At 37.7% G+C, this 25,160-nt stretch carries 20 protein-coding genes; 13 read left to right on the top strand and 7 right to left on the bottom strand.

The window, feature by feature from the left end; translation table 11 throughout:
- Positions 1-192 precede the first annotated feature (192 nt).
- Positions 193-2,427: a M1 family metallopeptidase gene (locus tag IEV85_RS12875; RefSeq protein WP_188463974.1), complete on the bottom strand. Its 2,235-nt coding sequence runs from the start codon at positions 2,425-2,427 to the stop codon at positions 193-195.
- Positions 2,428-2,593: 166 nt separating this feature from the next.
- Here IEV85_RS12875 and IEV85_RS12870 point away from each other — a divergent pair, with 166 nt between their 5' ends.
- Together IEV85_RS12870 and IEV85_RS12865 are read left to right on the top strand one after the other, a co-directional pair.
- Positions 2,594-4,957 carry a TonB-dependent receptor gene (locus IEV85_RS12870; protein ID WP_188463972.1) on the top strand — a complete coding sequence of 788 codons (2,364 nt, stop codon included), beginning with the start codon at positions 2,594-2,596 and terminating at the stop codon, positions 4,955-4,957.
- Between the two features lie 34 nt (positions 4,958-4,991).
- Positions 4,992-5,582, top strand: coding sequence for a type 1 periplasmic binding fold superfamily protein (locus IEV85_RS12865; RefSeq protein WP_188463970.1), 591 nt, complete (start codon positions 4,992-4,994; stop codon positions 5,580-5,582).
- A gap of 58 nt (positions 5,583-5,640) precedes the next feature.
- Here IEV85_RS12865 and IEV85_RS12860 read toward each other — a convergent pair whose 3' ends face one another.
- Complete coding sequence (locus tag IEV85_RS12860) at positions 5,641-5,997, bottom strand: hypothetical protein (protein WP_188463968.1); 357 nt, start codon at positions 5,995-5,997, stop codon at positions 5,641-5,643.
- 123 nt (positions 5,998-6,120) lie between these two features.
- Here IEV85_RS12860 and IEV85_RS12855 point away from each other — a divergent pair, with 123 nt between their 5' ends.
- Complete coding sequence (locus IEV85_RS12855; RefSeq protein WP_188463966.1) at positions 6,121-6,459, top strand: tRNA-binding protein; 339 nt, start codon at positions 6,121-6,123, stop codon at positions 6,457-6,459.
- Positions 6,460-6,480: 21 nt separating this feature from the next.
- On the opposite strand, the gene IEV85_RS12850 is transcribed toward IEV85_RS12855, so the two are convergent.
- A complete protein-coding gene (locus IEV85_RS12850; RefSeq protein WP_188463964.1) occupies positions 6,481-7,164 on the bottom strand; it encodes a DUF6962 family protein in 684 nt (227 codons plus the stop codon).
- Positions 7,165-7,355: 191 nt separating this feature from the next.
- Between IEV85_RS12850 and wrbA the strand changes: the two genes are divergently transcribed.
- The 9 genes from wrbA (at position 7,356) to IEV85_RS12805 (ending at position 16,271) form a co-directional block, all read left to right on the top strand.
- Positions 7,356-7,970, top strand: coding sequence for an NAD(P)H:quinone oxidoreductase type IV (gene wrbA / locus IEV85_RS12845; protein ID WP_188463962.1), 615 nt, complete (start codon positions 7,356-7,358; stop codon positions 7,968-7,970).
- Positions 7,971-7,984: 14 nt separating this feature from the next.
- Positions 7,985-8,725: a beta-phosphoglucomutase family hydrolase gene (locus IEV85_RS12840; RefSeq protein ID WP_188463960.1), complete on the top strand. Its 741-nt coding sequence runs from the start codon at positions 7,985-7,987 to the stop codon at positions 8,723-8,725.
- 18 nt (positions 8,726-8,743) lie between these two features.
- A complete protein-coding gene (otsB, locus tag IEV85_RS12835) occupies positions 8,744-9,538 on the top strand; it encodes a trehalose-phosphatase (RefSeq protein WP_188463958.1) in 795 nt (264 codons plus the stop codon).
- 46 nt (positions 9,539-9,584) lie between these two features.
- Positions 9,585-11,990, top strand: a complete 2,406-nt coding sequence (locus IEV85_RS12830; RefSeq protein WP_188463956.1) for a glycoside hydrolase family 65 protein — start codon at positions 9,585-9,587, stop codon at positions 11,988-11,990.
- A 135-nt stretch (positions 11,991-12,125) separates the two neighbouring features.
- Entirely contained in the window at positions 12,126-12,800 is a 675-nt protein-coding gene (locus tag IEV85_RS12825; RefSeq protein WP_188463954.1) for a TetR/AcrR family transcriptional regulator, read from the top strand.
- Complete coding sequence (locus IEV85_RS12820) at positions 12,787-13,638, top strand: ABC transporter ATP-binding protein (RefSeq protein ID WP_188463952.1); 852 nt, start codon at positions 12,787-12,789, stop codon at positions 13,636-13,638. Before IEV85_RS12825 ends, IEV85_RS12820 begins: the two co-directional genes overlap by 14 nt.
- Positions 13,635-14,336 (top strand): fluoroquinolone export ABC transporter permease subunit, encoded by a 702-nt coding sequence (locus IEV85_RS12815; RefSeq protein ID WP_188463949.1) that lies wholly within the window; start codon positions 13,635-13,637, stop codon positions 14,334-14,336. The genes IEV85_RS12820 and IEV85_RS12815 overlap by 4 nt, the downstream gene beginning before the upstream one ends.
- Before the next feature lie 4 nt (positions 14,337-14,340).
- Positions 14,341-15,051, top strand: coding sequence for an ABC transporter permease (locus tag IEV85_RS12810; RefSeq protein ID WP_188463947.1), 711 nt, complete (start codon positions 14,341-14,343; stop codon positions 15,049-15,051).
- 287 nt (positions 15,052-15,338) lie between these two features.
- On the top strand, positions 15,339-16,271 hold the full coding sequence (locus IEV85_RS12805) for a 1-phosphofructokinase family hexose kinase (protein ID WP_188463945.1): 933 nt from the start codon (positions 15,339-15,341) through the stop codon (positions 16,269-16,271).
- A gap of 362 nt (positions 16,272-16,633) precedes the next feature.
- Here IEV85_RS12805 and IEV85_RS12800 read toward each other — a convergent pair whose 3' ends face one another.
- From IEV85_RS12800 to IEV85_RS12785, 4 genes are all read right to left on the bottom strand, one after another.
- Positions 16,634-16,846 carry a hypothetical protein gene (locus tag IEV85_RS12800; protein ID WP_188463943.1) on the bottom strand — a complete coding sequence of 71 codons (213 nt, stop codon included), beginning with the start codon at positions 16,844-16,846 and terminating at the stop codon, positions 16,634-16,636.
- Positions 16,830-17,717, bottom strand: a complete 888-nt coding sequence (locus IEV85_RS12795) for a hypothetical protein (RefSeq protein ID WP_188463941.1) — start codon at positions 17,715-17,717, stop codon at positions 16,830-16,832. Before IEV85_RS12795 ends, IEV85_RS12800 begins: the two co-directional genes overlap by 17 nt.
- Before the next feature lie 444 nt (positions 17,718-18,161).
- Positions 18,162-20,891 (bottom strand): ligand-binding sensor domain-containing protein, encoded by a 2,730-nt coding sequence (locus IEV85_RS12790; protein ID WP_188463940.1) that lies wholly within the window; start codon positions 20,889-20,891, stop codon positions 18,162-18,164.
- A gap of 460 nt (positions 20,892-21,351) precedes the next feature.
- On the bottom strand, positions 21,352-21,786 hold the full coding sequence (locus tag IEV85_RS12785; protein ID WP_188463938.1) for a glyceraldehyde 3-phosphate dehydrogenase NAD-binding domain-containing protein: 435 nt from the start codon (positions 21,784-21,786) through the stop codon (positions 21,352-21,354).
- A 699-nt stretch (positions 21,787-22,485) separates the two neighbouring features.
- Here IEV85_RS12785 and aceE point away from each other — a divergent pair.
- A complete protein-coding gene (gene aceE / locus IEV85_RS12780) occupies positions 22,486-25,152 on the top strand; it encodes a pyruvate dehydrogenase (acetyl-transferring), homodimeric type (protein WP_188463936.1) in 2,667 nt (888 codons plus the stop codon).
- Positions 25,153-25,160: the final 8 nt, after the last annotated feature.

Genomic DNA, 25,160 nt, shown 5'->3' with positions numbered 1-25,160 from the left:
CAACCTTTGGCTGGCTCCTACGCTGCAATTTCACGCGCTCCTCGCCTTTTTGTCCTCCCGCCCGCTTTCTCGAGCAAGGTTTATTTGATTTTCTAACTTTAGAGTATTTATAAAGAAAATCCGAATTGCAGAGCAAAGAAAAAAAAAGGAAGCCTCGCAGCTTCCCTTTTCTTTTTTGAATATAAATTAACTTTATTTCCCTTTCTTCTTAAACTCATCAAGCTTAGTGCTTTCTTCTACCTTAGGGAAAACATTGTTATTGATTTCTGTATCGGCTAATTCATTGTTCGGATCAAAAGTTACGTTAGCTACCTCTTTATCCAAAATGAATACTTTACGCGTCTTTTTCTCATTTTTTCTCCAAATTTCTGCAGGAATCATTCTGGTTTCTGATGTGCCATCCTTATAGTCAAATTTTATCTTTAAAGGAGAAACTAAACCGCCTTCATTGGTAAAAATCACTTCGTAAAAATGCTTATCCTTATAACGTGCTTTAATAGCCTTATCATCAGCTTTTGACCTGTATTCACCATACCAGAAATCAGGTGTGTCCTGCACGTTAATATAAGATGGACCTTCGCTGAAGTCAGTATTTTTCTGCTCTTCTTCACCTTCTTTTTTACCTAAATCACCTTTTGGTGTTTTTGTTTTCTTCTCTTTGGATTGTTCTTCAGAAGCTATTCTGTAATATTTCACTTCATCAACGGCAATATCCACATGGTCAGTAGAGTAAAACCATCCTCTCCAGAACCAATCTAAATCAACTGCTGAAGCATCTTCCATTGTTCTAAAGAAGTCAGCAGGAGTGGGGTGCTTAAACTTCCATCTTTGTGCGTAAGCTTTGAAAGACTCATCAAACAATTCAGGACCCAAAATAGTATTTCTTAATAAATTCAATGCAGCGGCAGGTTTTGCATAAGCATTTGGCCCTAACCTTAACACTTGCTCTGGGTTAGTCATAATCGCCCTTTGAGCATCTTTACTACTTTTCATATAACCCGTAATTGCCTGAGGGGAGTTATCAGTATAAGGTAGGTCAGGGTAATATTCCCACATCACGTTAGATTCCAGGAAGGAGTTCAGGCCTTCATCCATCCATGCCCACTGGCGCTCGTCAGAATTTACAATCATTGGAAAATAATTGTGACCTACTTCATGAACAATAACATATGTCATACCTAGTTGTGTTCTAACAGAATAGGTGCCATCAGGATTAGGACGGCCAAAGTTGAAGCAGATCATCGGGTACTCCATACCAATGGAAGCAGCATGTACGGAAGTAGCCTGCGGGTAAGGGTAATCGAAAGTTCTTTTAGAATAAAGTTCCAGAGTATTTTTTACCGCTTTGGTAGATTCTTTTTCCCATAATGGATTTCCCTCTTTAGGGTAAAAAGACTGGGCAAAAGGTTTAGTTTCTGAAAGCTCTACCATCATTCCATCCCAAATGAATTTTCTGGAAGTGGCAAAACCAAAATCTCTTACATTTTTTGCAGTAAACTTCCAGGTTTCATACTGGGTGGACTTGTCCTTTTCATTAGCAATAGCTTCTTCTTCAGTAACAATGAAAGTTTGTTCTGTAGACTTTAAAGCTTTCTCATATCTGTTATACTGTTCCTTTGTTAGTACTTCTTTGGCATTTTGCACCATTCCCGTAGCTGCAACAATATGATCATTAGGTACGGTGATTTCTACATTAAAATCTCCAAAAGTTAAAGCAAACTCTCCTGAGCCCAGAAATTGTTTATTTTGCCATCCTTCCACATCATTGTAAACAGCCATTCTTGGATAAAACTGTGCAATGGTGTAAAGCGCATTTCCGTCTTCTTCAAAATATTCAAAACCAGATCGGCCACCACCTTTCATTCTATCATTAATGTTATAAGACCAGCCTGTTGAAAAACTGATTTTTTCGCCCGGCTTTAAAGTTTGCGGTAAGCGGATTTTCATCATGGTTTTTTGAATCAGGTAATTCATAGGATTACCGGATGCATCTTTCACATAATCAATTTTAAATCCACCCTCAAAATCATATGAATTTCCCCCATTGGCAATGTACTGCTCAATAAATTTGGCAGGGATTGTGTCATTAAAAAATGTGTAGGTGCTGGTTAGTTCAGAGTCTGAGCCTTTAGCACGCATATTCTGGTCTAACTGAAGCCACAAATAATTAAGTGGATGGGGTGACTGATTGTAATAGGTTACTGTTTCAGTACCGGTAATTTTATTATTTGCTTCATCTAATTTTACCTTAATGTCGTAATCAGCTTTTTGCTGCCAATAATTTTCTCCAGGAGCGCCTGAAGCGGTTCTATAGCTATTAGGAGTGGGTAAGATGCTACCTAATTGCTCAAATCGCTGCTTATAATCGTCTTGGGCTGATGCCAGTGCGGGAAGGCAGATCAGAACCCAAATAATTATTCTTTTCATTCGTGATAATTTAGTTTTTTGATGAGATTAAATTTAAATAGTAGAGATCAATATTAAAGAAAATTAATCAGGAAATATTGAATTCCTATGCTCATTTACATCAACGGAATTTATTTAATATTAATTCGATGTGTAATTATAAAGTTATTTAATTAAATTTGCAATAATGTTGCGTTTGTTAAGTGGTATTCAATTATTCTTTTTAACAGTTCTACTCATTAGCCCGGGCTCTTTATTATTTGCACAGGGTAATTGCAGAACTACATTTTCAGGTCAGGTACTATCAGAAGGTGATCATTTACCTGTGGCTTTTGCTACTCTGTACTTCCCATCAATAGAAACCGGGGTGCAAACAGATGAAAAAGGTAATTTTACTATCGACATTCCTTGCAATCAATCCTTCAATCTGGAAGTAAGCCAGGTAGATTTTGAGAAGAGGTTGGTGGAGATAGTTACAAGTAGTGAAACCCTCAAAAAAGAGATTTATCTGCAGGAAAAGGACCAGTTGATGTCATCTGTTACGGTACACGCACATAAAAGGGAGCAGGTTTTGCAGTCAAATGTGGAGAGCACTTTAACAGTGCGGGAGCTCAAGAAACTGAAAGGGAAATCATTATCAGAAGCGGTAAGTACGCTGCCCGGGGTTTACAATATCAAAACAGGACCAGGTATTAATAAACCTATGATCCATGGCTTATATGGAAGCAGAATACAGGTGATTAATAATGAAGTAGCACAAATGGGACAGCAATGGGGTGTAGACCATGCACCGGAGATTGATCCTTTTGTGGCTTCCCGAATCACTATTGTAAAGGGGGCCGCTGCAATAAAATATGGCCCCCGAGCTATCGGAGGAGTACTTTTATTAGAGCCCGAGCCTTTAGTTCCAGACTCAGCCATGCATGGAAGCATAGATTTAATTGGCTTTACCAATGGAAGAGGAGCAATAGGTTCAGGAATGGTTTCCGGTAGCGTTTTTACTAAGAAGTCTGGTGAATCTTTCAATTTGAGAGCACAGGCATCAGGAAAGAAGTCGGGAGATTTACGAACTGCTGACTATAACCTGACCAATACAGGAAGTAATGAGCTTAATTTTTCTTTAGCAGGAAACTATATTAATGACAATTTTCAGGCAGACCTTTTTTACAGCCGTTTTCAAACTGAAATAGGAATTCTCAGAGGAGCACATGTAGGTAATGTGGATGATTTTTTTGAAGCATTGTACAGAAGGCCTCCGTTTTACACTAAGGATTTTTCCTATGATATTAATAACCCCCGGCAGGAAGTGGTGCACAATCTTTTAAAAGCCAAATTGCATAAAGACTGGGAAGGAAAAGGTGCGCTGGATTTTATATATGGATTTCAGCAAAATAATAGAAAGGAATTTGACATACGTAGATCTTCTGATGATAACAGAGCCTCTGTTGATTTGCAGTTACAAAGTCATGTAGCTAAACTAAGCTATCAGCATGAACCGATATGGGGGAATCTTTCCGGAAGTGTGGGAGTGGATTATGAATACCAAAACAACCAAAATCTGCCAGGCACAGGAACCAGACCTCTGATCCCTAATTACTCAAGCTTTCAGGCAGGTGTGTTTCTTACTGAACTATGGGAGCAAAAATTATGGAGTGCCGAAGCCGGAATCAGGTATGACAGAATGAATCTGGATGTTTTAAAATTCAACGATCAGGATCAGCTCATCAATCCCACTCACCAGTATAACATGTTTTCCGCCTTAGTAGGTGGGGCTTACAACTTCAGCCGAATGCTCGTTTACAAAGGAAATATTAGTGTAAGTGAGAGAGCCCCTAATGTAAATGAGCTTTACAGCCAGGGATTGCACCATAGTGTGGCTGCAATTGAAGAAGGAGATGCAAACTTGCAGTCAGAGTTTTCTGCCAAGATTATTAATAGCCTTCAACTCCGATGGAGCGAAAAACTTAAATTAAATGTAGATGGGCACTTCAGCAGAATAGATAACTATATCTACTTGCAGCCCACTGCTCCGCGCCTCACAATTAGAGGAGCATTTCCCGTTTATGAATATCAGCAGACTTTGGCTACTATTTATGGATTTGATGCGATCGGTAGCTACGAACTTTTTCATCATTTCTCTATCAATACGAAAGCTTCAGTAATCCGTGGATATGATCAAACGAATGATTTACCACTCATTTTTATGCCGGCAGACAGGTGGGAAAATACACTCACATGGAGATTAACAAATACTTTTTCCTTTAAAGAAATTGAATTTAACCTGAGTGGACTGAAAGTATTTGAGCAAACCAGGGCACCGATTACAGAAGTAGAGGCTTATGAACAGGCCCCTGTACCTGTGCCTGAGGGGTATTTCATAACTAATTTCTCTGTAGATACGGAAAGGCAATTGAAAAATGCCCAGCTCAATATTGGCTTGAGCATCTATAATTTAATGAATACTAGTTATACTGATTACCTCAACCGTTTGAGGTTTTATGCCGGTGAAACTGGTAGAAATATAGAATTGCGCATTAATTATATCTTTTAATTCAAATAAATCAAAAACCAAAAACAAAACAAATATGAAAAATCAAGTAAGTTTAACAGGCTTATTTAGAAGCCTGTTATTATTATCAGCAGTAGTGTTATTTTCTCAATGTGATACGGAAGAGCCGGAAGCAGAGAATGAAGAGGAATTAATCACCACCATGTCGCTCACATTCGTTCCTACTACAGGTGGTGGTGACCCTGTATTTTTTTCAGTTTTTGATGCTGATGGAGATGGTCCTATTGAGCCAGTATATACTGACGGGCAAGAGTCTATATTAGATGCTGGTGTAAGTTATAATGTAGCTATTCAAGTATTGAATACAACGGAAAATCCTGCAGAAAATATCACTGAAGAGATTTTAGAGGAAGGTGATGACCACCAGTTTTTCTTTGAAACCAGCAATGGATTAAATCTTGACTTTGCCTACGATGATGTAGATGAAGATGGTAACCCCGTTGGAGTAACTTCTATTTTCACTACCGGTGAGGCCAGCGAAGGAACCTTAACAGTAACATTAAGACATGAACCAAATAAATCTGCTGAAGGAGTAAAGACGGGCGACATTACCAAAGCAGGAGGAGAAACTGATGTGCAGGCAATATTTAGTGTAGTAATAAAATAAAGGCTCCCGGTAGCCAGTAATTAATAAAAAGCTCCTGTTTATGGGAGCTTTTTATATTTTAGTGAGAAACAATTTCTGAACTTGAAGGTGAATCAAATATTTCAGAAAAACTGAATCTATAAATCACCTGAAATAAAATGTTGTATGACATAGAAGACATAGAACTTGGGTTTTGCGACTTACTGGCAGTCGAATCAGTTTTAGCTTCTACTTTTTTAGTAAAGTTTGAGATAGAATCAGCTTTAATTCCTTTTTTATCAGGATCCAGGTTTGATTTCTTCTCAGAATCTTCTGTTTTCTTCTTTTCTTCTTTAATTGAATCTGATGTTGCATATCCACCGGAAATGGTGAAAAATCCTAACGTAAGAATCAATCCGATGGACCTAAGAGATTTGAGTTTAGTGGTTGCGATCATCCTACTTACTTTTGGTCAGTACCAAATATACAAATTTTTATATAAAACACATATTATTTGTATTTTTTCTAAAATGCAAACATGTAATTTTGCTGATTGTTTTCAAATCCAAATTTACCTACTATGAACACTATTAACTGGGCTGATTTTCAAAAAATAGATATCAGGATCGGAACGATTGTCAAGACAGAACCATTTCCAGAAGCCAAAAAGCCTGCTTATAAGGTTTGGGTGGACCTGGGGGAAGAAGTAGGTCTGAAAAAAACGAGTGCGCAAATTACTGTAAATTATACCCTGGAGCAGTTAATTGGCAGACAGGTGCAATGTGTAATAAATTTTCCTAAAAAACAGATTGGCAACTTTATGTCTGAAGTACTAATTACGGGTTATGAGGATGAAAATGGTAACATAGTACTTGCTTCTGTTGAACAGGAAGTGCCTAATGGAGCCAAATTATACTAGCAATTATAACTGTTTACAGTGCTAAACAAGGGCTTTTTCTTGCTTAACCACCTCTACCTTTTTCACTCCTAAATAAATAAAAACAGAGGCCACAGCCATCCATACATGGCTAAAGGCAAGGTAATTGAACCATGGATGTAGAGTGAATTGGGTGGAGAAAGTAAGTGCGGAGAGTGCAGCGAAGCCTATCCCTGCCATAATGTATTTACTTGTTTCATTTCTGGTTTTCAAAAACAGCAAGAACTCTATGGTGAAAACTACAAACATCAATCCGTAGCCGGAATGAAGTTGTACATAAAAGAAGTTAAGTGTGTAAAGTGTAAGAATTAAAAAGATTGAAAACTCCACTAAATTAACAACCCTTAGTGTTTTTATATATTTCTTCTTTAGTACTATTTGTGTGTGCTCAATGGCCGCTCTTTCAATCAACATAATTGCCACCATACTGATAATCCATCCCAGCAGTTTCCAGCTTTTGCTAAACTCGTAGTAAAAAGCATGCCCTACTAACCCCCCGAAAGTTGTCGCCATACCCATTACCAAAAAGTAGTACTTAAAATATACTATAATGAGTTGCTGCTCCGGCCTTCTGTGTAGCTTATAGAAGAAAATAAAGCAAAGTACGCTTACGAGAAGATCTGTAAGCGTTACCATCGGTTCATCTATTCTGATACCTAATAATTCAATGGAGATAATTTCATGCATGATGGTTTTATCGTAAAAAAGCTCTTTTTGTTAGCCACAGCAGAAATTAATTGGTCTCTTAAAGCGGATGGAGCCTATGGATGAACCATTTTCCTGCTTAAGCCCAACTTATTTCGATATAATACTTATACATATATAGGTTTAAAGTTAGATTAACCTGGAAAGAAATTATCACCAAAATTTATAAGTATATGAAAAATGTTAAATTATCAATTATCTATTACAGTTCAACAGGAACCAATTATCAACTGGCCCGATGGGCAGAAGAAGCAGCTAAAAATGCCGACATTAAAGAAGTTCGCTTCAGAAAAGTAAAGGAGTTGGCTCCAAAAGAAGCTATTCAGCAGAATGAAGATTGGGCCAAGCATTTAGAAGCTACTAAAGATGTTCAGGAGGTTTCTTTGGATGACCTTGAGTGGGCAGATGCCATTGTGTTTAGTGCACCCACTCGTTATGGAAATCTCCCTTCACAACTTGCTTCTTTCTTTGATACTACCGGAGGCCTTTGGTTTAGCGGTAAATTGGTAAATAAGGTAGTAACAGGAATGACAAGTTCACAAAATATGCATGGTGGTCAGGAAACAACTTTACGATCACTTTATAAAACTATGCACCATTGGGGAGCCATAGTAGTAACGCCTGGTTATGCTTCTGACGTACAGTTTAAAGCAGGAGGAAATCCTTATGGCGTAAGCGTAAATCCGGCAAGTGGTGGATTAACACCTGAAATAAAAGCAGGCGTAGCGCACCAGGTAGAAAGAATGGCGCAAATTGCCGGATTTATAAAAGAAGGTTTAGCTAAATAAGCAATACTTTAACTATGGCAGAAATGCTCAATCAGAATTTTGAAGCTGTTATTTTGGATATGGATGGCGTAATTACACAAACAGCGCGCCTCCATGCTAAAGCATGGAAGAAAATGTTTGATGATTTTCTGCAAAGCAGGGATGGAGCAGATTTTAAGCCCTTAAACTTAGACAAAGACTATAACACATTTATTGATGGAATACCTCGCTTTGACGGAGTCAGAAGTTTTTTGAAATCAAGAAATATAAGTTTACCTGAAGGCGGGCCGGATGAGGATGGCCAGGAGCCTTCAGTATATAGTCTTGGTATGCGTAAAAATGAAATCTTTCTTGGGTTGCTTAAAAAAGAGGGAGTGCATGTGTATGAAGATACCATTCAAACAGTGAAGAAGTGGAAAAAGGAAGGGCTGAAAATAGCAGTTATTTCTTCAAGTAAAAATGCTGAGTATATTCTAGATTCAGCCGGGGTGCAAAATCTTTTTGATGTGCGGGTTGATGGCGTAATTTCTGAGAAAGAAGGATTGAGTGGAAAGCCAGCTCCTGATATCTTTTTAGAGGCGGCAGCGCTTTTAGGTGCTGCCCCTGAAAAAACTATTGTGGTTGAAGATGCTATTGCCGGAATTAAGGCGGGTAAAAGCGGAGGTTTCGGATTAGTTGTAGGAGTAGCCAGAAAGGGTGAAGCGAGCGAAATGGAAGATGCTAAGGCTGACATAGTAGTGAAGCAGCTAACCGAAATTTATTCATCAAATAAATAAACAAAAACTATAAAATATATGGAACAAAAGCTTCCGAATGCTTTACAAAACATCAATGAAATTTATGAATTATCGGGAGATAAGAAAGCAGTACTTTTTCTGGATTATGATGGCACACTTACCCCAATAGTATCAGATCCTGAAGAGGCAAAACTACCTGGAAAGACCAGGTCCGCACTTGAGCAACTATCTAAAATCATCAATGTAGCGGTAATTAGTGGAAGAGATAGAAAAGATATTCTATCATTTATTGATATAAATACACTCTTTTATGCAGGAAGCCATGGCTTTGATATCAGCGGCCCCGATGGCATGGAAATGCAGTATGAGGAAGGTAAAAAAACGCTGCCATCATTAGATAAAGCAGAGGAAAAACTTAAGGAGAAACTTAAGAATATTAAAGGCAGCCAGTTAGAAAGAAAAAAATATGCCATTGCTGTGCATTACAGAAATGTGCAGGAAGAAAAAGTGGACGAATTAAAATCTATTGTAGAAGAAGTTTTACAATCTGACGAGAAGCTAAAGAAAGGCAGCGGAAAAAAAATACTGGAACTTAAACCTAATCTTAACTGGCATAAGGGAAAGGCACTTCAGTGGCTAATGAAAGAGCTTGAATTAAGCAAAGAGGAATATATGCCTATTTTTATTGGGGATGATATTACAGATGAAGATGCATTGAAAGCAATAAAAGATTATGGAGTAGGTATTTTGGTGGGATCGCACGATCAGGAGACTCATGCAACTTATCAATTGAAGGATACTACAGAAGTAGTAGAATTCTTGCAAAAGCTTCAGCAACGCCTGACGAAGTAAACTTTCATATCCGCTGAAGCCTGGAAATAACCAAGAAATTAGAAATATGAAGGATTTTAGCATTCAGTACGATCAATGGAAACCGGAGGAGCAAAAACTCAGGGAGGCACTATGCACTTTGGGAAATGGATATATTGCTACGCGTGGTGCGGCTGAGGAAAGCCGGAATAATGAATTTAATTACCCCGGCACCTATCTGGCAGGGGGCTTTAACCGGGCAAAAACAAAGGTAGCAGACAGAGACATTGAAAATGAGGATTTTGTCAATTTCCCCAACTGGCTCTGCCTTAACTTCAGGCAGGACAATGGAAAATGGTTTAATCTTGAAGAAGTAAAAGTGCTTAATTATTGCCAGACACTGGAAATGAAGGAAGGTGTTTTGGTGAGGGACTTCAGGTTAGAAGATGAGGAGGGCAGAATTACGCACATTCGGAGTAGAAGGCTTGTAAGCATGCGCGATAAGCATATGGTGGGTCTGGAATGGACTTTTACCCCTGAAAACTGGAGTGGAAAGGTTACTTTTCAATCGGCATTGGATGGTACAGTGATTAACGACAATGTGGAGCGCTACAGCGATTTGGAAAGTCAGCATCTTCATCCCTTGCAAACAGAGAAGTTGGATAATGACAGCATGTTGCTACAGGTAGAAACAAAGCAATCTAAAATCAGGATGAGCCAGGCAGCGAGAACCCGTTTCTACCATAGCGGAAATCTGTTGGACCTTACCAGTGAAACTACTGAGAAAGAAGGGTGGATTGACCAACAATTTACTTTTTCTGTGGAAGAAAAAGAGCAATATCATATAGAGAAAATTGCTGCCATTTATACATCACGAGACCGGGCTATTACCGAATCAACCTTAGAGGCAATTAAGGACATCGAACGAGCAAATCGTTTTGCTGAGTTATTGCAAAGGCATGAGCAGGCTATGGAAAGATTATGGCACCGCAGTGACATAAAAATCTTTAATGGTAGCAAAACACAACAACTGCTCAGGCTGCACATTTTTCATGTAATGCAGACGGTTTCATTCAACACCATAGGCCTGGATGTCGGGGTTCCTTCCCGGGGAATTCATGGAGAAGCTTACAGAGGACATATCTTCTGGGATGAAATGTATATTTTCCCATTTTTGAACCTGCGCTTTCCAGAAATTACCAGAAGCCTGTTAATGTACAGGTACCATCGCTTAGATGAAGCCAGATATGCTGCTAAGCAGGAAGGATATAGAGGAGCAATGTTTCCATGGCAAAGTGGAAGCAACGGTAGAGAAGAAAGCCAGGTGGTACATCTTAACCCTGATTCCGGCAACTGGATTCCTGATGAAACGCATTTGCAACGACATGTAAACTGCGCCATCGCTTACAATATCTGGAATTATTATCTAGCCAGTGACGACAGGCAGTTTCTTTCATTCTTCGGAGCGGAAATGTTCTTAAGCATAGCCTCCTTTTGGGCTAGCAAAGCTGAGTTTAGCAAAGAAAAGAATCGCTATGTAATAAATGGGATTGTAGGCCCGGATGAATACCATACATCCTACCCGAACTCTGACGAACCCGGCCTAAATAATAACAGCTATACCAATGTATTAGTCTCCTGGCTTTTAAAGAAAGGGCTTGAAATACTGGAGATAATTGAAAAGAGCCGTAAAAGAGAATTGCTCCAATATCTGAAAATTGATGAGGAGGAACTGCAATTATGGAAGGAAATCAGTGAAAAACTATATATCCCTTATATCAATGATGACATCATTGAGCAGTTTGAAGGTTACCATCAATTGAAAGAATTTCCGTGGGAGGAGTACAAGGAAAAATACGAGGATATTCAACGGCTGGACAGGGTATTGGAAAGCGAAGGTGATTCCCCCAATAATTACCAAGCCAATAAGCAGGCAGATGTTTTAATGCTCTTTTATCTTTTTAATGAAGAGGAGCTTCAAAATATTTTTGAAGGCATGGGCTATCAGTTCAATGCTGAAATGATCAGTAAGAATATTGAATACTATCAGCAGAGAACTTCGCATGGTTCCACGCTTAGTAGGTTTGTATTCTCCTGGATTCTCAGCAAATACAATAAAACGGCTTCTTGGGAAAACTTTGAAGCCCTGCTGGTCAGTGATTTTGAGGATATTCAAGGTGGCACTACCCCTGAAGGGATTCATTTAGGAGCTATGGCGGGCTCATTAAATTTGGTGCAAAGGTGCTATTCTGGCCTTGCCATCTGCGATGACGCCCTCTGGATTAAACCTGATCTTCCGGAAGATATTAAAGCGATTGCCATGAGGATAAAATATCGGAACCACTGGATTGGCATCAGAATCAAGGATGAGAAGCTTTTAATTTCTTTTGAGGAAGGCTGGAGCGATAAAGTGAAAATTGGTGTAATAGACCAGCTATTTGATTTTGAAAAGGGAGAAAAACGCAAATTTTCACTGAAAGCAGCCTCTCAGTAAAAATAATTCTATCTACATATAACAGAAGAAAATAACGTGAAAAAGGTAGCCAACCTTTTAGTAATTAACTTTTTTCTTAAAAGTGACTACTAAGTCACAATTGTTTTTTATATTTGTGACTGATAAGTCATAAATATGCCAAAAGAAACTTTTCATCAATTAAAAGCAGATAAGAAAAAGCGGATTACCAATGCTTTTCTTAGAGAGTTTGCGCTCAAGCCTTACGATGAAGCCTCACTCTCCGAAGTGGTGAAGCAGCTCGGTATAGCAAAGGGAAGCATCTATCAATACTTTGAAGACAAGATGGATTTGTTTCTCTATTTAATAGAGCAGGCCAATTCAGTAAAGGCTTCTTATATAGCCACCGTAAAAAGAACAGGTTATCCTGATTTCTGGTCATATTTTATGGATTTGTTCAAAGCAGGACTCCGTTTCGATGCAGAGCATCATTTGGAAAGTCATTTCCTTTTTGGATTATCTCAGAATCTGTATTCGCCTTCAGTTGAACCAATATTTGACAAAATGATGTTGCAGGTTGTTCAGGTATTTGAAGAGATGGTTAAAGCAGAAATTGAAGGGGGGCTTTTCAGAAACGATATTCCAACTAACATTATGGCTTATTCTCTTTTCCATACTGGGCGCGATATGCAGGAACATCTGCAATTCATTGGCCTGGTGAATCCACAGAAGAGTATAGCGCAAGAACTACCAGTATACCATCATAAGGAAGAACTTCTCCTGGAGCATGTACAGCATTATATCAATTTAGTTAAGCCGGCATTTAACGCACCTCATCATGATAAAAGTTGAAAATTTAGTTTATACCTATCCTTCAAATGAAGCTCCGACACTCAAAGGCCTAAATTTTGAGATCAATACAGGAGAGGTTTTTGGTTTTTTGGGACCTTCAGGATCCGGCAAAAGTACTGCGCAGAAGGTGCTCTATAAAATATTGAAGGGTTTTAGTGGCAAGGTAGAGGTAAATGGAAAAGACCTGACCGAATGGGATAATAGTTATTTCGAAAAGATTGGCGTAGGCTTCGAACTCCCTAATCATTATATGAAGCTTACGGGTAAAGAGAATCTTGAACTGTTTGCTTCTTTCTATCCAAAAGCTCTATCTCAATCTATAGAGAGCCTTTTTGAAATGGTTGATTTAACTGAAGCGATTAATAAACCGGTTGAATCCTACTCAAAAGGAATGAAAATGCGCCTTAATTTTATTCGTGCCATTCAGCATGATCCGGATATTCTGTTTTTTGATGAGCCCACTTCCGGACTTGACCCTGTAAATGCGCACAAAATCAAGCAACATATTTTGAACTTGAAGGAAGCGGGCAAAACTATTTTTGTAACCACCCACAGCATGGAAACAGCGGATCATATTTGTGACAGAGTGGCTTTTATAGTGGATGGAAAGCTGGTTGCAACAGATTCACCCCAGCGTCTTAAACATCAATACGGTAAGGAAGCTGTGAAAGTAGAGCTGGTTAAAAATGAAGTTCAGGAGTTTCCACTGGCTGATATCGGTAACAATCAGGAATTTCTGACTTTCATCAAAGGAAAAGAAGTAAAGCGCATGCAAACGCTGGATGCTACGCTGGAAGAGGTTTTTATTAAGGTAACAGGTAAATCGTTAATAGGATGAAACCATTTTTCAAACAGTTGATCTGGGAGTTCAAACTTCTTCAGAAGAATAGCATTATCAATGTGAGCCTTGCTGTTACCTTCATTTACGGATTATTGCTTTTCTTTTTACGAGACATGGAGAACCTGGAAGGCCTTATGGTAGTGATTATTTTAAATGACCCTACCGTGATCGGCTATTTCTTTGTAGCACTGGCTATTTATACAGAAATGAAGTACGATATTCTGGCCGCTATTTTTGTGAGCCCATTAAAGGTTCATCATTATCTGTTAGCTAAAATAATAGCTTTAAGTTTAATCGGGACGGTATGTGCGCTTATCCTGGCATTCTCAATACTCGGATTTTCATTTAATATATTTGCCTTTACAATAGGATGCATGGCCATTTGTATCATTTCCGCTTCACTGGCTATTTTTATGCTAAGCTATACGGATGAATTTCTCAAGTTTGCCATGCGTTCTGTTCCTGTTTTTCTGGCGCTGGTGGCCCTGCCTTTAATAGATTATTTTCAACTAATTGACATGGGTTGGCTGGCTTATATTTTGCCCATACAATCAAGTATTGATCTGATTGATTATGGCATTAGAGGAACTGCTTTTGAGTGGTGGTATGTGCTACCAGCTACCGTGCTTTTCGTGGGCGGTTCTTATCAATTAGCGTATTACAGATTTACAAAGGCTATTTCACTTAAATCTTAAAACCATGCAAAAGCTTCTAAAACTCGCATTGATGGATTTTAAACTGATTTTTAGAGATCCTTCTTTGAAATCCTTTTTGGCCTTGCCTTTATTACTTTTTGCCATTGTTATTTTCGGTTTTCCTTATTTAGTAACTGAATTTGAAGGGGTTAAACCCTACCTGGATGTGATGATGGTGGTGGTGCTGGTAGAGAACACTCAAATGTTCTGCTTTATAAACAGTATGGTTTTGCTTGATGAGAAAGAGACTGAAGTGTCAAAAGTATATGGTATTGTGCCACTCAGCATATTTGAATTTATTACCAGCAGGTTTTTATTTCCCTATTTATTCACTTTGCTGTTAAATGTAGCAATGCTTGAAGTGCAAACATTTTATGAGGTACCACTAATGCAGAATCTACTACTTTCTGCCATTGCTGCTTTAATAGTTCCGGTTTATGCATTAGGGATCAATTCATTTGTGAAGAACCGCATGCAGGGAATGGTGTATGCCAAAGCTTTTAATATTTTAGTGCTTATCCCTTTTGCGGCCTTTTTTGTTCCTGAGCAGTTTAAATGGGCCTTTGGATTATTCCCTACCCACTGGCTTTTTCAGGGAATGGATCAGCTTTTAGCTGGAAACTCTCCTTTTCTGAATTTAGGTATTGCTACGGCCTACCTTTTAATTTTGCTCATTGTTTTGTCAAAAACTTTTAAAAGAAGTCATTTTAGTTGATCACAAATGACCTGGCAGCCTAAGCGTTTACTCCCTCAGTTTTTCCGTTTTGGTTATTATGCTTTCAATTATGTAAAGAAGAGGAAACAGTAACTAACAACATAGCGTTCTTTTCATTAGCTGAATAACTTGTTTTACCGTCTTAGGATGAGCCAGTTTTATTCCGACTGTGGCTGAAATTTTATTATTGCAACAGCCTGACCTAAAAACAGAGCTTTTGATAGCAGGCAGTATGCCGGCTATACTGATTAAACAACTCATCAAATTTTTTAAAGAAACTATAGTATATGAAAATTGTAACCCTAACACTTAATCCTGCACTGGATAAAAGCACAAGTGCTAAAATGCTGCAACCGGAAAAGAAGATCAGGTGTGAAGCACCCCGCTATGAACCAGGTGGGGGAGGCATTAATGTGTCGAGGGCTATTCATATGATGGGAGGTGAATCATTGGCTATTTATGCTGCGGGCGGACCTGCAGGGGATAAAATACACAGTCTTCTATCGGAAGAAGGAGTAGAGCAACAACTCATTCAGGTGAAAAACCCCACAAGGGAAAACCTGATGGTGATGGAAACTTCTACCGGTAACCAGTACAGGTTTGGGATGCCCGGTAGCGAATTATCAGAGGAGGAATTAGCGCAATGTCTTAGAGCCATTAAAGAACTGCCGGACGAGGTGGAATACCTGGTGGCGAGCGGAAGTCTGCCTTCCGGTGCTCCCTCGGATTTTTATGCACAAATAGTCAAAATTGCCAGCGAAAAAGGCATTCAATGCCTGGTAGATACTTCCGGGGAAGCTTTATTGGAAGCAGCCAATGCGGGGGTACGCTTTATGAAACCTAATTTAGGAGAATTGAGTGAGATGGCCGGTATGGAAGAAATTTCAGGAATGCAGCAGGAAGAAATTGCCAGAAAAGTAATTGAAGAGGGGAAAGCCGAAGTGTTGATTGTTTCCTTAGGAGCCAGGGGCGCCATGTTAGCCACCAAAGACACTATTGAATATATTGTGCCGCCTACCGTAAAGCAGGCGAGTACTGTAGGAGCAGGAGACTCCATGGTGGCTGGCTTTATTTTATCACTTTCCCGCGGGGAATCCATTCAGAAGGCTGTAAAATGGGGCGTTGCTGCCGGCACTGCCGCTACCATGACGCCCGGCACAGAACTGTGCAAGAAAGAAGATGTGGAAAGAATTTTTAAATGGTTTCAGGAGAGGGAGTAAGGGAAGCGCAGTATAAAAGCATTGCCAATGAAGACCGTAATAACGCACTTAAATCTGAGTTAAATGACGACTTATTATAAATTATAGCTCGGAATTAAAAATTAAGTCATGTTGATGAATATTTAGACACTGTTGCTAATTTTTCTTTTGATCTTGGGTTTTTTAATATATAATTCTGTCAAAAAACATAGTAGGAGTACAGAGGCGTATTAATATCGGCAGGGTTCGAATTATTTTATAGCTTTTTTATAAGTTAGCTGCTAAGATTGGATTAATCGTCAGACGCATATCTTTAGAAAGATTACTTTATTAAATCTAGAAAACAACTATTCTACAACATATCAGATTAACCACTAAAGCCATTACTTTTTATAAACTATGTTGGCGTTGGTGTCTTTTTCTACCCTATCCACGATTTCTAATAATGAACTTGTTTCTTTTTCGGTAAAATAGACTACTGGTATTGATTTATATCCACGTTTTCCCTTTACAACAATTCGGGCAGGATTTTCTTTAGTTTCCTTTTTAGCTTCAACAACAATGTTCATCATTGATTCTTTATTCGTTCTCGCCATTTCCTTTAATTAATGCATTCAATTTATCTATTTTATTGTATAACCCATCCGAGATTCCTTTTAAAATATCTACATCTATCTGTGGGCTAAATTTACCTTCTTTTGAAGAGTCAAGACATAAAAAACCTCTAATGGCTTTCTGGTTTTGTTCATCAGCTAACAATGGTACAACTGGAACCACAAGTGTTGAACGATAAGGCAACGGCCATTGTTTTCTTCTTACAAAATTATCTATTAAACCAAATTTTACCTTACCTCTCCAATCAGAGCTTAACCTGCTATTTTTATAGTCTTTACAAATCGGTAGATGCCTTTCATAATAAAAAGAGGTCTCAATATTCTCATTATCAAAATTATCCCATATAAATTGAAAATCAGAATTCAGTTCAATAAAATGTTCTGTATTATCTGCAGTACCTGTTTTTCTATTTTTGGATTTTGAGTATCTATCGCGAACGAGCGTAGTAACAATTGGTCTTTTACCTTTAAATGTAAGAAACTTTATGCATACGCCTATTTTTTCTCCATTAATAGTGGAAAATGCATTTGACAAGTTATCGCACAAGAATCCTAATTTTTGAATAATTAATTCGATTGAAGGATCTTCTTGTCTATCAATTGAATGTAGCTCGGTAAATCCGACATTAATTTCTTCAAAAATATCGGCATATCTGATTTTCTTTCTGTATTTCGCAATTAAATAAAAAGAATAACCAATAAAGAATATAGATATGATCCCTAAAAAGAAAACCCCAACGAAACCTTGATTATCTAAATGTGGTGAAAAATAAATTCCAAATGAGATTATAGAAGCAAAACTTCCTATTATTGATAAAATCAAAACACTGTAGTCTCCTAATGTTTTCTTCATTCGTTCGTCTTAAATCGATGCCAACATTTATATTGGATATCAAAATCCAACACTAAAAATTACCAGATGTAACAATACAATTATATTTGCTTAATGCTCTCTTCAACCAAATTAACTGAAAAACATTGGATAAAATGTCTTAAGCTTTGGTTGTAGAAACATTTGAAGTCTCAATATAGAAGATTAATGATAAAATGCATACTAATAATTAATTCGTTTATTGAATAATTATCAGAATTTTATACTTAATTATAATAATTTGAAGAATCATATAAGGATTCCGGTCAAATGGATTGGTAAGTGTTTTGCGCTGCCCCCAATTCAACCTAAATGTTGGTGCCTTCTACCCAATGCGTTTAGAAGATTACATCCAGAAGAACAGGTGTTTTGAGGCTTATTACTTTGCAGAATCCTGACAAGTTGCCAATTGCCAGCTTTTATAAACTAAAGGGCTTTATTTTCATCATCTTTAACTCCTTTTAGCCCGGCATTAATGGTCTCAATACTATTAGCTTCAAGCATTTTGCTAAAATCAACATTATCTAAGGTTTTGTTGATGCTGCGCGTTACGTTGTCTAATTCTAACCCCGTTTCATGGATCAGCTGTATAATTTTATCAAACTCGTCTTTTCTACATATTTTTAATAGATTCAACAAGCCAATCATTCTGCAAATAGGCCCTCGTAACTCATGTGAGTTCATAAATGCATACTTCGATAATTTCTCGTTTTGCTCTCTCAATTTCTTCGTCCTATCATGCACAATTTCTTCCAAACGTTCATTAATACTTGCAATATCTTCACTCTGACTTCTTAATTCCTCATTTTGGGCCTGAATTTCATCATTCATTCTTTGAATTTCCAGGGTTCTTAAAGCCACCTCTTTCTTCAAATTTCTCTGATTTATCAGTATGAAATGAAACCTGACTCTGTAGAAGATATACAACAACAAAAGGATAATTGTAATTAATAATATGACGAACCAGTGGGTGAAATAAAAAGGTTTATTAACTGTAAAGTTAATGCTTTGAGGACTGCTCCAGTTATTATTTTCCAGGCTGGATTCCACCATAAATTCATATTCTCCTGGTGGCAGGTTAGTATATCGGACTGAATTTGCATTAGGATTTTTGATGTAAATCCAGTCGGCATCGAATCCAATTAATTTGTATCGGTATTTAACTTGATTTTCATCGAAATAAGAGATGCCCAAAAAACTAAATTCTAAGGTATTATCATGATATTTTAATTCATTGTTTTCTTTCGATAAGATGGTTCCTTTAAGCGTACTTACTTTCTGTAATTTAAGATTTGGGATTAATTGAAAGCTAGACTCTTCATCAAGATTATAAACTGAAGCGCCCATTTCGGTACCTATCCACATTTGCTTTTCATTTAGTTGAAGAAAGGCATTTCTATTAATTTCATCACCCACTAGTCCATGCGCCCTGTTATAATTCTGCAGTATTTTACCATCCCAAATAAATATGCCTTCATTGGTTCCCATCCAGAGCTTGTTATTTTTGCTTACAAATAAGCTGTAAACTGATACTCTGTTCATCTTTTCAGTAATGTAAAAAGGCACAATCTTATTATTCTCCAAAAAAGCTAAACCACCGCTCGTTGCAATAAAATAACGTCCGTTCCATTTACAGATATCGTACACACTATTATAATTCCTGAAATCAGAAGTATATTGAACAGTTTCCTTTGTGTTCACATTATATAAAAAAAGCCCACCATAAACACTTAAAACAGCAATTGTATCATTACCTATTTTTTGAAGATTTCTTACGTTAGGTACTATTACTTCTTTACTAATTTCTCCATACTTATAGCTATAGAGGGCATGATTGGTCGTGAAAAATAGTTTTTTATCAAAATATTCTACTGATGAAACCAGGAGATCATCCGAACTTGCTTTCCAGTTGACATCATATACATTTTCTCCGTCATATTTTTTTAACCCTGCTCTATAGGCAGCAATGAATAATTCATCATTATCGGTTGTGGCCATATCTAAAATTCTAGTGCCAGGTAATTTCTTAAGAGATATTTTTTTATCGATTTTTCCTTCTTTAAGAAAATTCAGGTGGGTTTCATTGGCTAAAATTAGCTGATCATTATACGGGTGAATCACTGTTACTTCATCGTTTACCAACCCAATGTTTTCATTGTAATTCTGAAAGCGAAGCACGTTGAATTTGAAAAGGCCTCTGTGGTCTCCAACCCAAACGTTATTTTCATCATCAACAAAAATCACATTACTTTGAGCATTAAATACACGTCCGTTTATATAGAGGATTTCTGCCTTTCCTGTTTGCTTATCCAAATATTGCGCAGAACTCATGCTGCTGTAAAAAATCCTGCCAGACTGATCTACAGTAAGGTTATGTTTGTTAAACCGGCTGATTTCATCAACACCCGTATTCTCATTTAAATAGATAAACTTATTATTCTCGTATAAACCTAACCAATTTCTTCCCAGAAGGTAAATTGCATCCTCTTTCAGGTGGATCTGCAATATCTCTTTATCAGCGCCTAAAAAAGCGTTGAGGGGGTGCTCCTCTAAAGAATCGCTATATGTTAATAATCCCTTTGAAGTAGAAAAGTATATTTTACCTTTTTTGAAGGTGACAGCATTAATTCTACAACTTGAATCATTGGATAAATTAATTTCCTTATAGCCTTTTTCTGATGTGTTAAGTAAGTAGGCATCGTACTTATTGCAAAGTATGATTTTATACCCATCCCCATCATTTTTTATTACATCAAAACTAAATTTCTCTCTAATCTCAATATCGTTATCCAAATTAACTGCATGCCATTCGTCAGCTAAAAAGTATTTAATAACAAACGATTGGTTGTTTTGCCCGGCAATCCAAATGGAGCCGTCATTCAAAGACTCTATAAATGAAAAAGAAGAATTGGGTAACTCTAAGCTGTCAGAAAAAAGCTGCCAATGCAATGAATTATAATTGACTACTCCTTTAGAAGTTGCAAACCACATTATACCATCTGTACCCTGTGTGATGTCATAAATAGTATTAGTAGGTAATCCATCTCTTATGGAGTATACTTTTGCTGGATAAAATTGAGCAAATGAAGTATTACTTATAAAAGCTATGCTAATTATAACAATAATTATTTTTATGGTAGGTATAGTATTTTTCACTACAAGTTTTAGGCTCTTTATTGCTTATTCTTGCTGCAGAATATTATAAAGAAATTAGTTGAATTTTCATTTTTAAAGTTTTGATAAAATTTAATTCTGATTAAATATGCTAAAATTATCATATATAAAATAAAAATTAATATTTTACTTCTATCATAATATGATTTTTTGGTTAGAGATTTACCACACATATTAGACCTTAAGAACAAGTAATTTTGAGAATTTTAAGAAGGTAGGATTAAAAATTTGCTATCATTTGGATGAAATTCCTGATGCGGGTTAAGAGATAGACTGTTAGTTGAGAACGCCAGCTTTTTCCTCAGCTTTTAGTATTGCATTATACCACTTATTCATGTTTATAGAAGAAAATTAAAATGTGTTTATGTTTTAAGATTCTGGCAGAAAGAGCAAAAAAATAGCCCTGCAATTTGCAGAGCCATCTTTATTAAGTTTCTATAAATTAAAGTGAGGGTTTAGCGGAAAAAGCGCTTTTAGCTTTTTTCACTAACTGGCTTACATAGCCGGCTTCATTGTCGTACCAGCTCATCACTCTTTTTGCACCCGCTTTATAGTGGTTTTCCAGTTTTTGCCTGATGGAATAAGATTCAGAGCAATCAAAAACCAGGTCAATGTTGAGTTCTTTCCATGGCAAATCATCCTGTTTTTTTACATTATAGATAGGGTATTCTTTCCCATCAATCACTAAAGCCCCTTCTTTTTGCTCTACCTTTCTGTGGTAGTTGCCGTCAGAACTTTCGCATTGCAACATCAGTGCAAGATTTTGAGGTGGGTTGGGGTCATTTAGTGCTACTAAATTTAAATCATCATTTTCAAGGATTACCTTAATGGCAGATCTGCCAATGCGACCTAATCCATTTATTGCCACATTTTTCATAGTTAAATAGTTAAAGGTTAAAAAATTCCTCTGCAGAGTTAAAAAGTCACGCTCTGCATGTAACATTCAATACGTAATTTAATAAAAAAGATTCAAATTACTTATTCCTGTAATTTAAATAGTTAAAGATAAGTTCCATTCTTTTTAATTATTTAATAGCAATATTTTTCAGGGTGGACATTTACAACCTTTTTATGCTTGTAAAACAAGACTGTTAAGCCTTCTGGGCAGAGGTAAGTTTTCTTAAAAAAAGTAATTATTATGGGTGTGTTTCCAATAGAGTAAACTCCGGAAGCGTATTTTACCAAATCCTGTGCTTCCGAAGTTACTTCCGCTATTAGCAGTTTTTTATTCTTATTAATTATTCTGGTTTAGCAGTCAACCGTTAAATTTTGTGCAAACCTTTCTTTACTAACGGTTTCCGTGCCAGAATGGATGGCTTACAATGCCTAAAATTTGAAATTCCATCTGCTTTTATTTGGCGCTTGCTATGCCATAGCAAAAGAAGTAAGAATCAGGCAAAATGAATTTCCGGACGAAGCAATATTAAGTGCACAAATGCCAACCCAACTTTTTGATGTGGCGTTATTTTATAGACACAATGGCCGAAGTAAATTTTAAAAAAATTACTGGTCGGTTCGCAGTTAGGTCTGTTGCAGCTAAGTCTGTTTTTAACCACTACTTTAAAAATCCTCATGTATGGCGAAAAGCGAAGAAAACAAAGTTTATGAAATCGAAAATCAGGAGTGGCTGGCATCGCTTCGTTATATTCTGGAAAATGAATCAGAGGAAAGGGCGAAAGAGCTTCTGGACATTCTTAGGGATGAAGCGCAAAAACATGGAGTGCAATTTTCTCAGCTTTATAACACGCCCTACATCAATACCATTCCGGTAGAAAAGGAAGTGGATTATCCGGGTGATTTAGAAATAGAGAAGAAACTCACAGGAATGATCCGTTGGAATGCCATGGCAATGGTAGCCAGGGCTAACCAGAACGATAAAGGCATAGGAGGCCATATTTCCACTTACAGTTCTATCGCTAATTTATGGGAAGTAGGTTTTCATCACTTTTTTAAGGTAGATAAGAAAGGACTGGGTGATATGGTCTATTTTCAGGGGCACGCTTCACCCGGCATTTATGCAAGAGCTTTTTTGGAAGGCAGGATTTCGGAAAAGCAATTGGAGAATTTCAGGCATGAGCTCCGGGAAGAAAAAGGTTTATCCTCTTACCCGCATCCTCATTTAATGCCTGATTTTTGGCGTTTCCCCACAGTTTCAATGGGCTTGGCTCCGGTTATGGCTATTTACCAGGCCCGATATAACAAATATTTGTACAACAGGGGGCTAATTAAAGAAAATGATAAAAAAGTATGGGCCTATTTGGGAGATGGCGAAATGGATGAGCCGGAATCCACTGGCTCATTAAGTATAGCGGCCAGAGACAAACTCGACAACCTCATTTTTGTAGTAGATTGTAATCTGCAAAGGCTGGACGGACCTGTTAGAGGAAATGGAAAAGCCATTCAGGAGTTTGAAGCCCTTTTTAAAGGAGCAGGCTGGAATGTAATTAAACTGCTGTGGGGCCAGGATTGGGATTCGCTTTTTGAAAAAGACAGCAGTGGAAAAATTATCAATATGCTCAACGAAGTGCCGGACGGGCAGCTTCAAAAATATGCTTTTTCTTATGGTGATTTTATCAGAGAAGATTTCTTCGGAAAAGATGAAAGTTTAAAAGAGTTAGTGGCAGACTATTCAGATCAGCAACTCAAAAGGTTAAAAAGAGGAGGCCACGATTCGCACAAAATTTATAATGCTTACCATGCTGCCGTAAATCATAAAGGCCAGCCTACTGTAATTCTGGCGCAAACCATTAAAGGATATGGACAGGGTGATGCCGGGGAAGCAAGCAATGTGGCGCATCAAACCAAAAAAATGAATGTTGATGGTCTAAAGCACTTTCGCGATAGGTTTAAGGTGGATATTCCAGATGATGAGTTGGAGAAAATGCCATTTATAAAACCTGATGAGGAAAGCGAAGAACTAAAATACCTTCACCAGCAAAGAAAAGAGGCTGGCGGCTACCTTCCCCAGCGAAAAGATATTACTGAGCCACTGCCCGAGCCAGAGGCGAAAATTTTTGAGGAGTACTTGAAAGGTTCGGGAGATGATGAAGTAGCCACTACCATGGTAGTGGTAAAAGTAATGGGCAAGTTGTTGAATAATAAGGAGTTTAAAAAACGCATCATCCCTATTATTCCAGATGAATCCAGAACTTTTGGACTGGAAGGATTTTTCGGTCAGCTGGGAATTTATGATCCTGAAGGGCAAAAATATGAGCCGGTTGATAAAGGCAGTTTACTTTATTACAAGCAGGCTAAAGACGGTGTTATTTTGGAAGAAGGTATAACGGAAGCTGGCTGTATAAGTGAATTTATAGCAGCTGGCACAGCTCATTTTAATCATGGCATTACTACCATTCCGTTTTATTTCTTTTACTCCATGTTTGGCTTTCAGCGCATTGGCGATCTTATCTGGGCCGCTGCAGATGCCGGAGCCAAAGGATTCTTAATTGGCGGGATTGCGGGCAGGTCCAGCATGCCGGGTGAGGGCTTGCAGCATCAGGATGGACAAAGTCATGTGTATGCGCTTTCTGTACCTAACCTACGGGCTTACGATCCTGCATTTGCTTTTGAAATTGCTATTATTATGCAGGATGGTCTCAAAAGAATGTATACCGATAAAGAGGAAATTTTCTACTATCTCACGGTAGGAAATGACACTTATAAAATGCCTGAAATGCCGGAAAAAAGTGAAGAGGGCATTATAAAAGGGATGTATAAATTCCAAAAGTCATCTAATAGCAAAAGAAAAAGAAAAGTACACCTGTTTGGAAGCGGAGCTATTATTACCCAAGTGATGGAAGCAGCTGAACTGCTGGAGAAAGAGTACAATGTATCGGCTGATGTTTGGAGTGTTACAAGTTATAAAGCACTCTATGACGATGCAATTGATACCGAAAGAAGCAACAGACTGGATGCCCGACTCAATAAAAAGCGTACTTATATTGAGGAGTGCCTAAAAGATGAAAAAGGAATTTTTGTGGCTGCATCCGATTACTTAAAGGCTTTACCCGAGTCTGTATCAAAATGGTTTCCGGCTCAATTGACTGTTCTTGGCACCGATGGCTTTGGCCGCAGCGATAACAGAGAGCACCTGAGAGAATTCTTTGAAGTAAATGCCAGGCACATTGCTTACGCTGCATTGTATGCTTTGGCAGAACAAGGGCATTTGGAATTAAAAGAGTTGAAAGAAGCTATTAAAAATTTAGGAATCAATCCGGAAAAAGTAAATCCACGAACCGCTTAATATTATTT

It is taken from the genome of Marivirga lumbricoides, assembly GCF_014636295.1.
In the GTDB taxonomy this organism is placed as follows: Bacteria; Bacteroidota; Bacteroidia; order Cytophagales; family Cyclobacteriaceae; genus Marivirga; species Marivirga lumbricoides.
Note: the sequence above shows the minus strand (reverse complement) of the source record. Positions and strands in the feature narration are given on the sequence as shown.

Coding starts and splice junctions, on each gene's coding strand:
- wrbA (WP_188463962.1), top strand. CDS start 7,356: ATGAAAAATGTTAAATTATCAATTATCTATTACAGTTCAACAGGAACC.
- IEV85_RS12855 (WP_188463966.1), top strand. CDS start 6,121: ATGAACACTATTAACTGGGCTGATTTTCAAAAAATAGATATCAGGATC.
- IEV85_RS12800 (WP_188463943.1), bottom strand. CDS start 16,846: ATGGCGAGAACGAATAAAGAATCAATGATGAACATTGTTGTTGAAGCT.
- IEV85_RS12820 (WP_188463952.1), top strand. CDS start 12,787: ATGATAAAAGTTGAAAATTTAGTTTATACCTATCCTTCAAATGAAGCT.
- IEV85_RS12870 (WP_188463972.1), top strand. CDS start 2,594: ATGTTGCGTTTGTTAAGTGGTATTCAATTATTCTTTTTAACAGTTCTA.
- IEV85_RS12805 (WP_188463945.1), top strand. CDS start 15,339: ATGAAAATTGTAACCCTAACACTTAATCCTGCACTGGATAAAAGCACA.
- IEV85_RS12850 (WP_188463964.1), bottom strand. CDS start 7,164: ATGCATGAAATTATCTCCATTGAATTATTAGGTATCAGAATAGATGAA.
- IEV85_RS12810 (WP_188463947.1), top strand. CDS start 14,341: ATGCAAAAGCTTCTAAAACTCGCATTGATGGATTTTAAACTGATTTTT.
- IEV85_RS12875 (WP_188463974.1), bottom strand. CDS start 2,427: ATGAAAAGAATAATTATTTGGGTTCTGATCTGCCTTCCCGCACTGGCA.
- IEV85_RS12785 (WP_188463938.1), bottom strand. CDS start 21,786: ATGAAAAATGTGGCAATAAATGGATTAGGTCGCATTGGCAGATCTGCC.
- IEV85_RS12840 (WP_188463960.1), top strand. CDS start 7,985: ATGGCAGAAATGCTCAATCAGAATTTTGAAGCTGTTATTTTGGATATG.
- IEV85_RS12860 (WP_188463968.1), bottom strand. CDS start 5,997: ATGATCGCAACCACTAAACTCAAATCTCTTAGGTCCATCGGATTGATT.
- IEV85_RS12865 (WP_188463970.1), top strand. CDS start 4,992: ATGAAAAATCAAGTAAGTTTAACAGGCTTATTTAGAAGCCTGTTATTA.
- IEV85_RS12830 (WP_188463956.1), top strand. CDS start 9,585: ATGAAGGATTTTAGCATTCAGTACGATCAATGGAAACCGGAGGAGCAA.
- otsB (WP_188463958.1), top strand. CDS start 8,744: ATGGAACAAAAGCTTCCGAATGCTTTACAAAACATCAATGAAATTTAT.
- IEV85_RS12795 (WP_188463941.1), bottom strand. CDS start 17,717: ATGAAGAAAACATTAGGAGACTACAGTGTTTTGATTTTATCAATAATA.
- IEV85_RS12825 (WP_188463954.1), top strand. CDS start 12,126: ATGCCAAAAGAAACTTTTCATCAATTAAAAGCAGATAAGAAAAAGCGG.
- aceE (WP_188463936.1), top strand. CDS start 22,486: ATGGCGAAAAGCGAAGAAAACAAAGTTTATGAAATCGAAAATCAGGAG.
- IEV85_RS12815 (WP_188463949.1), top strand. CDS start 13,635: ATGAAACCATTTTTCAAACAGTTGATCTGGGAGTTCAAACTTCTTCAG.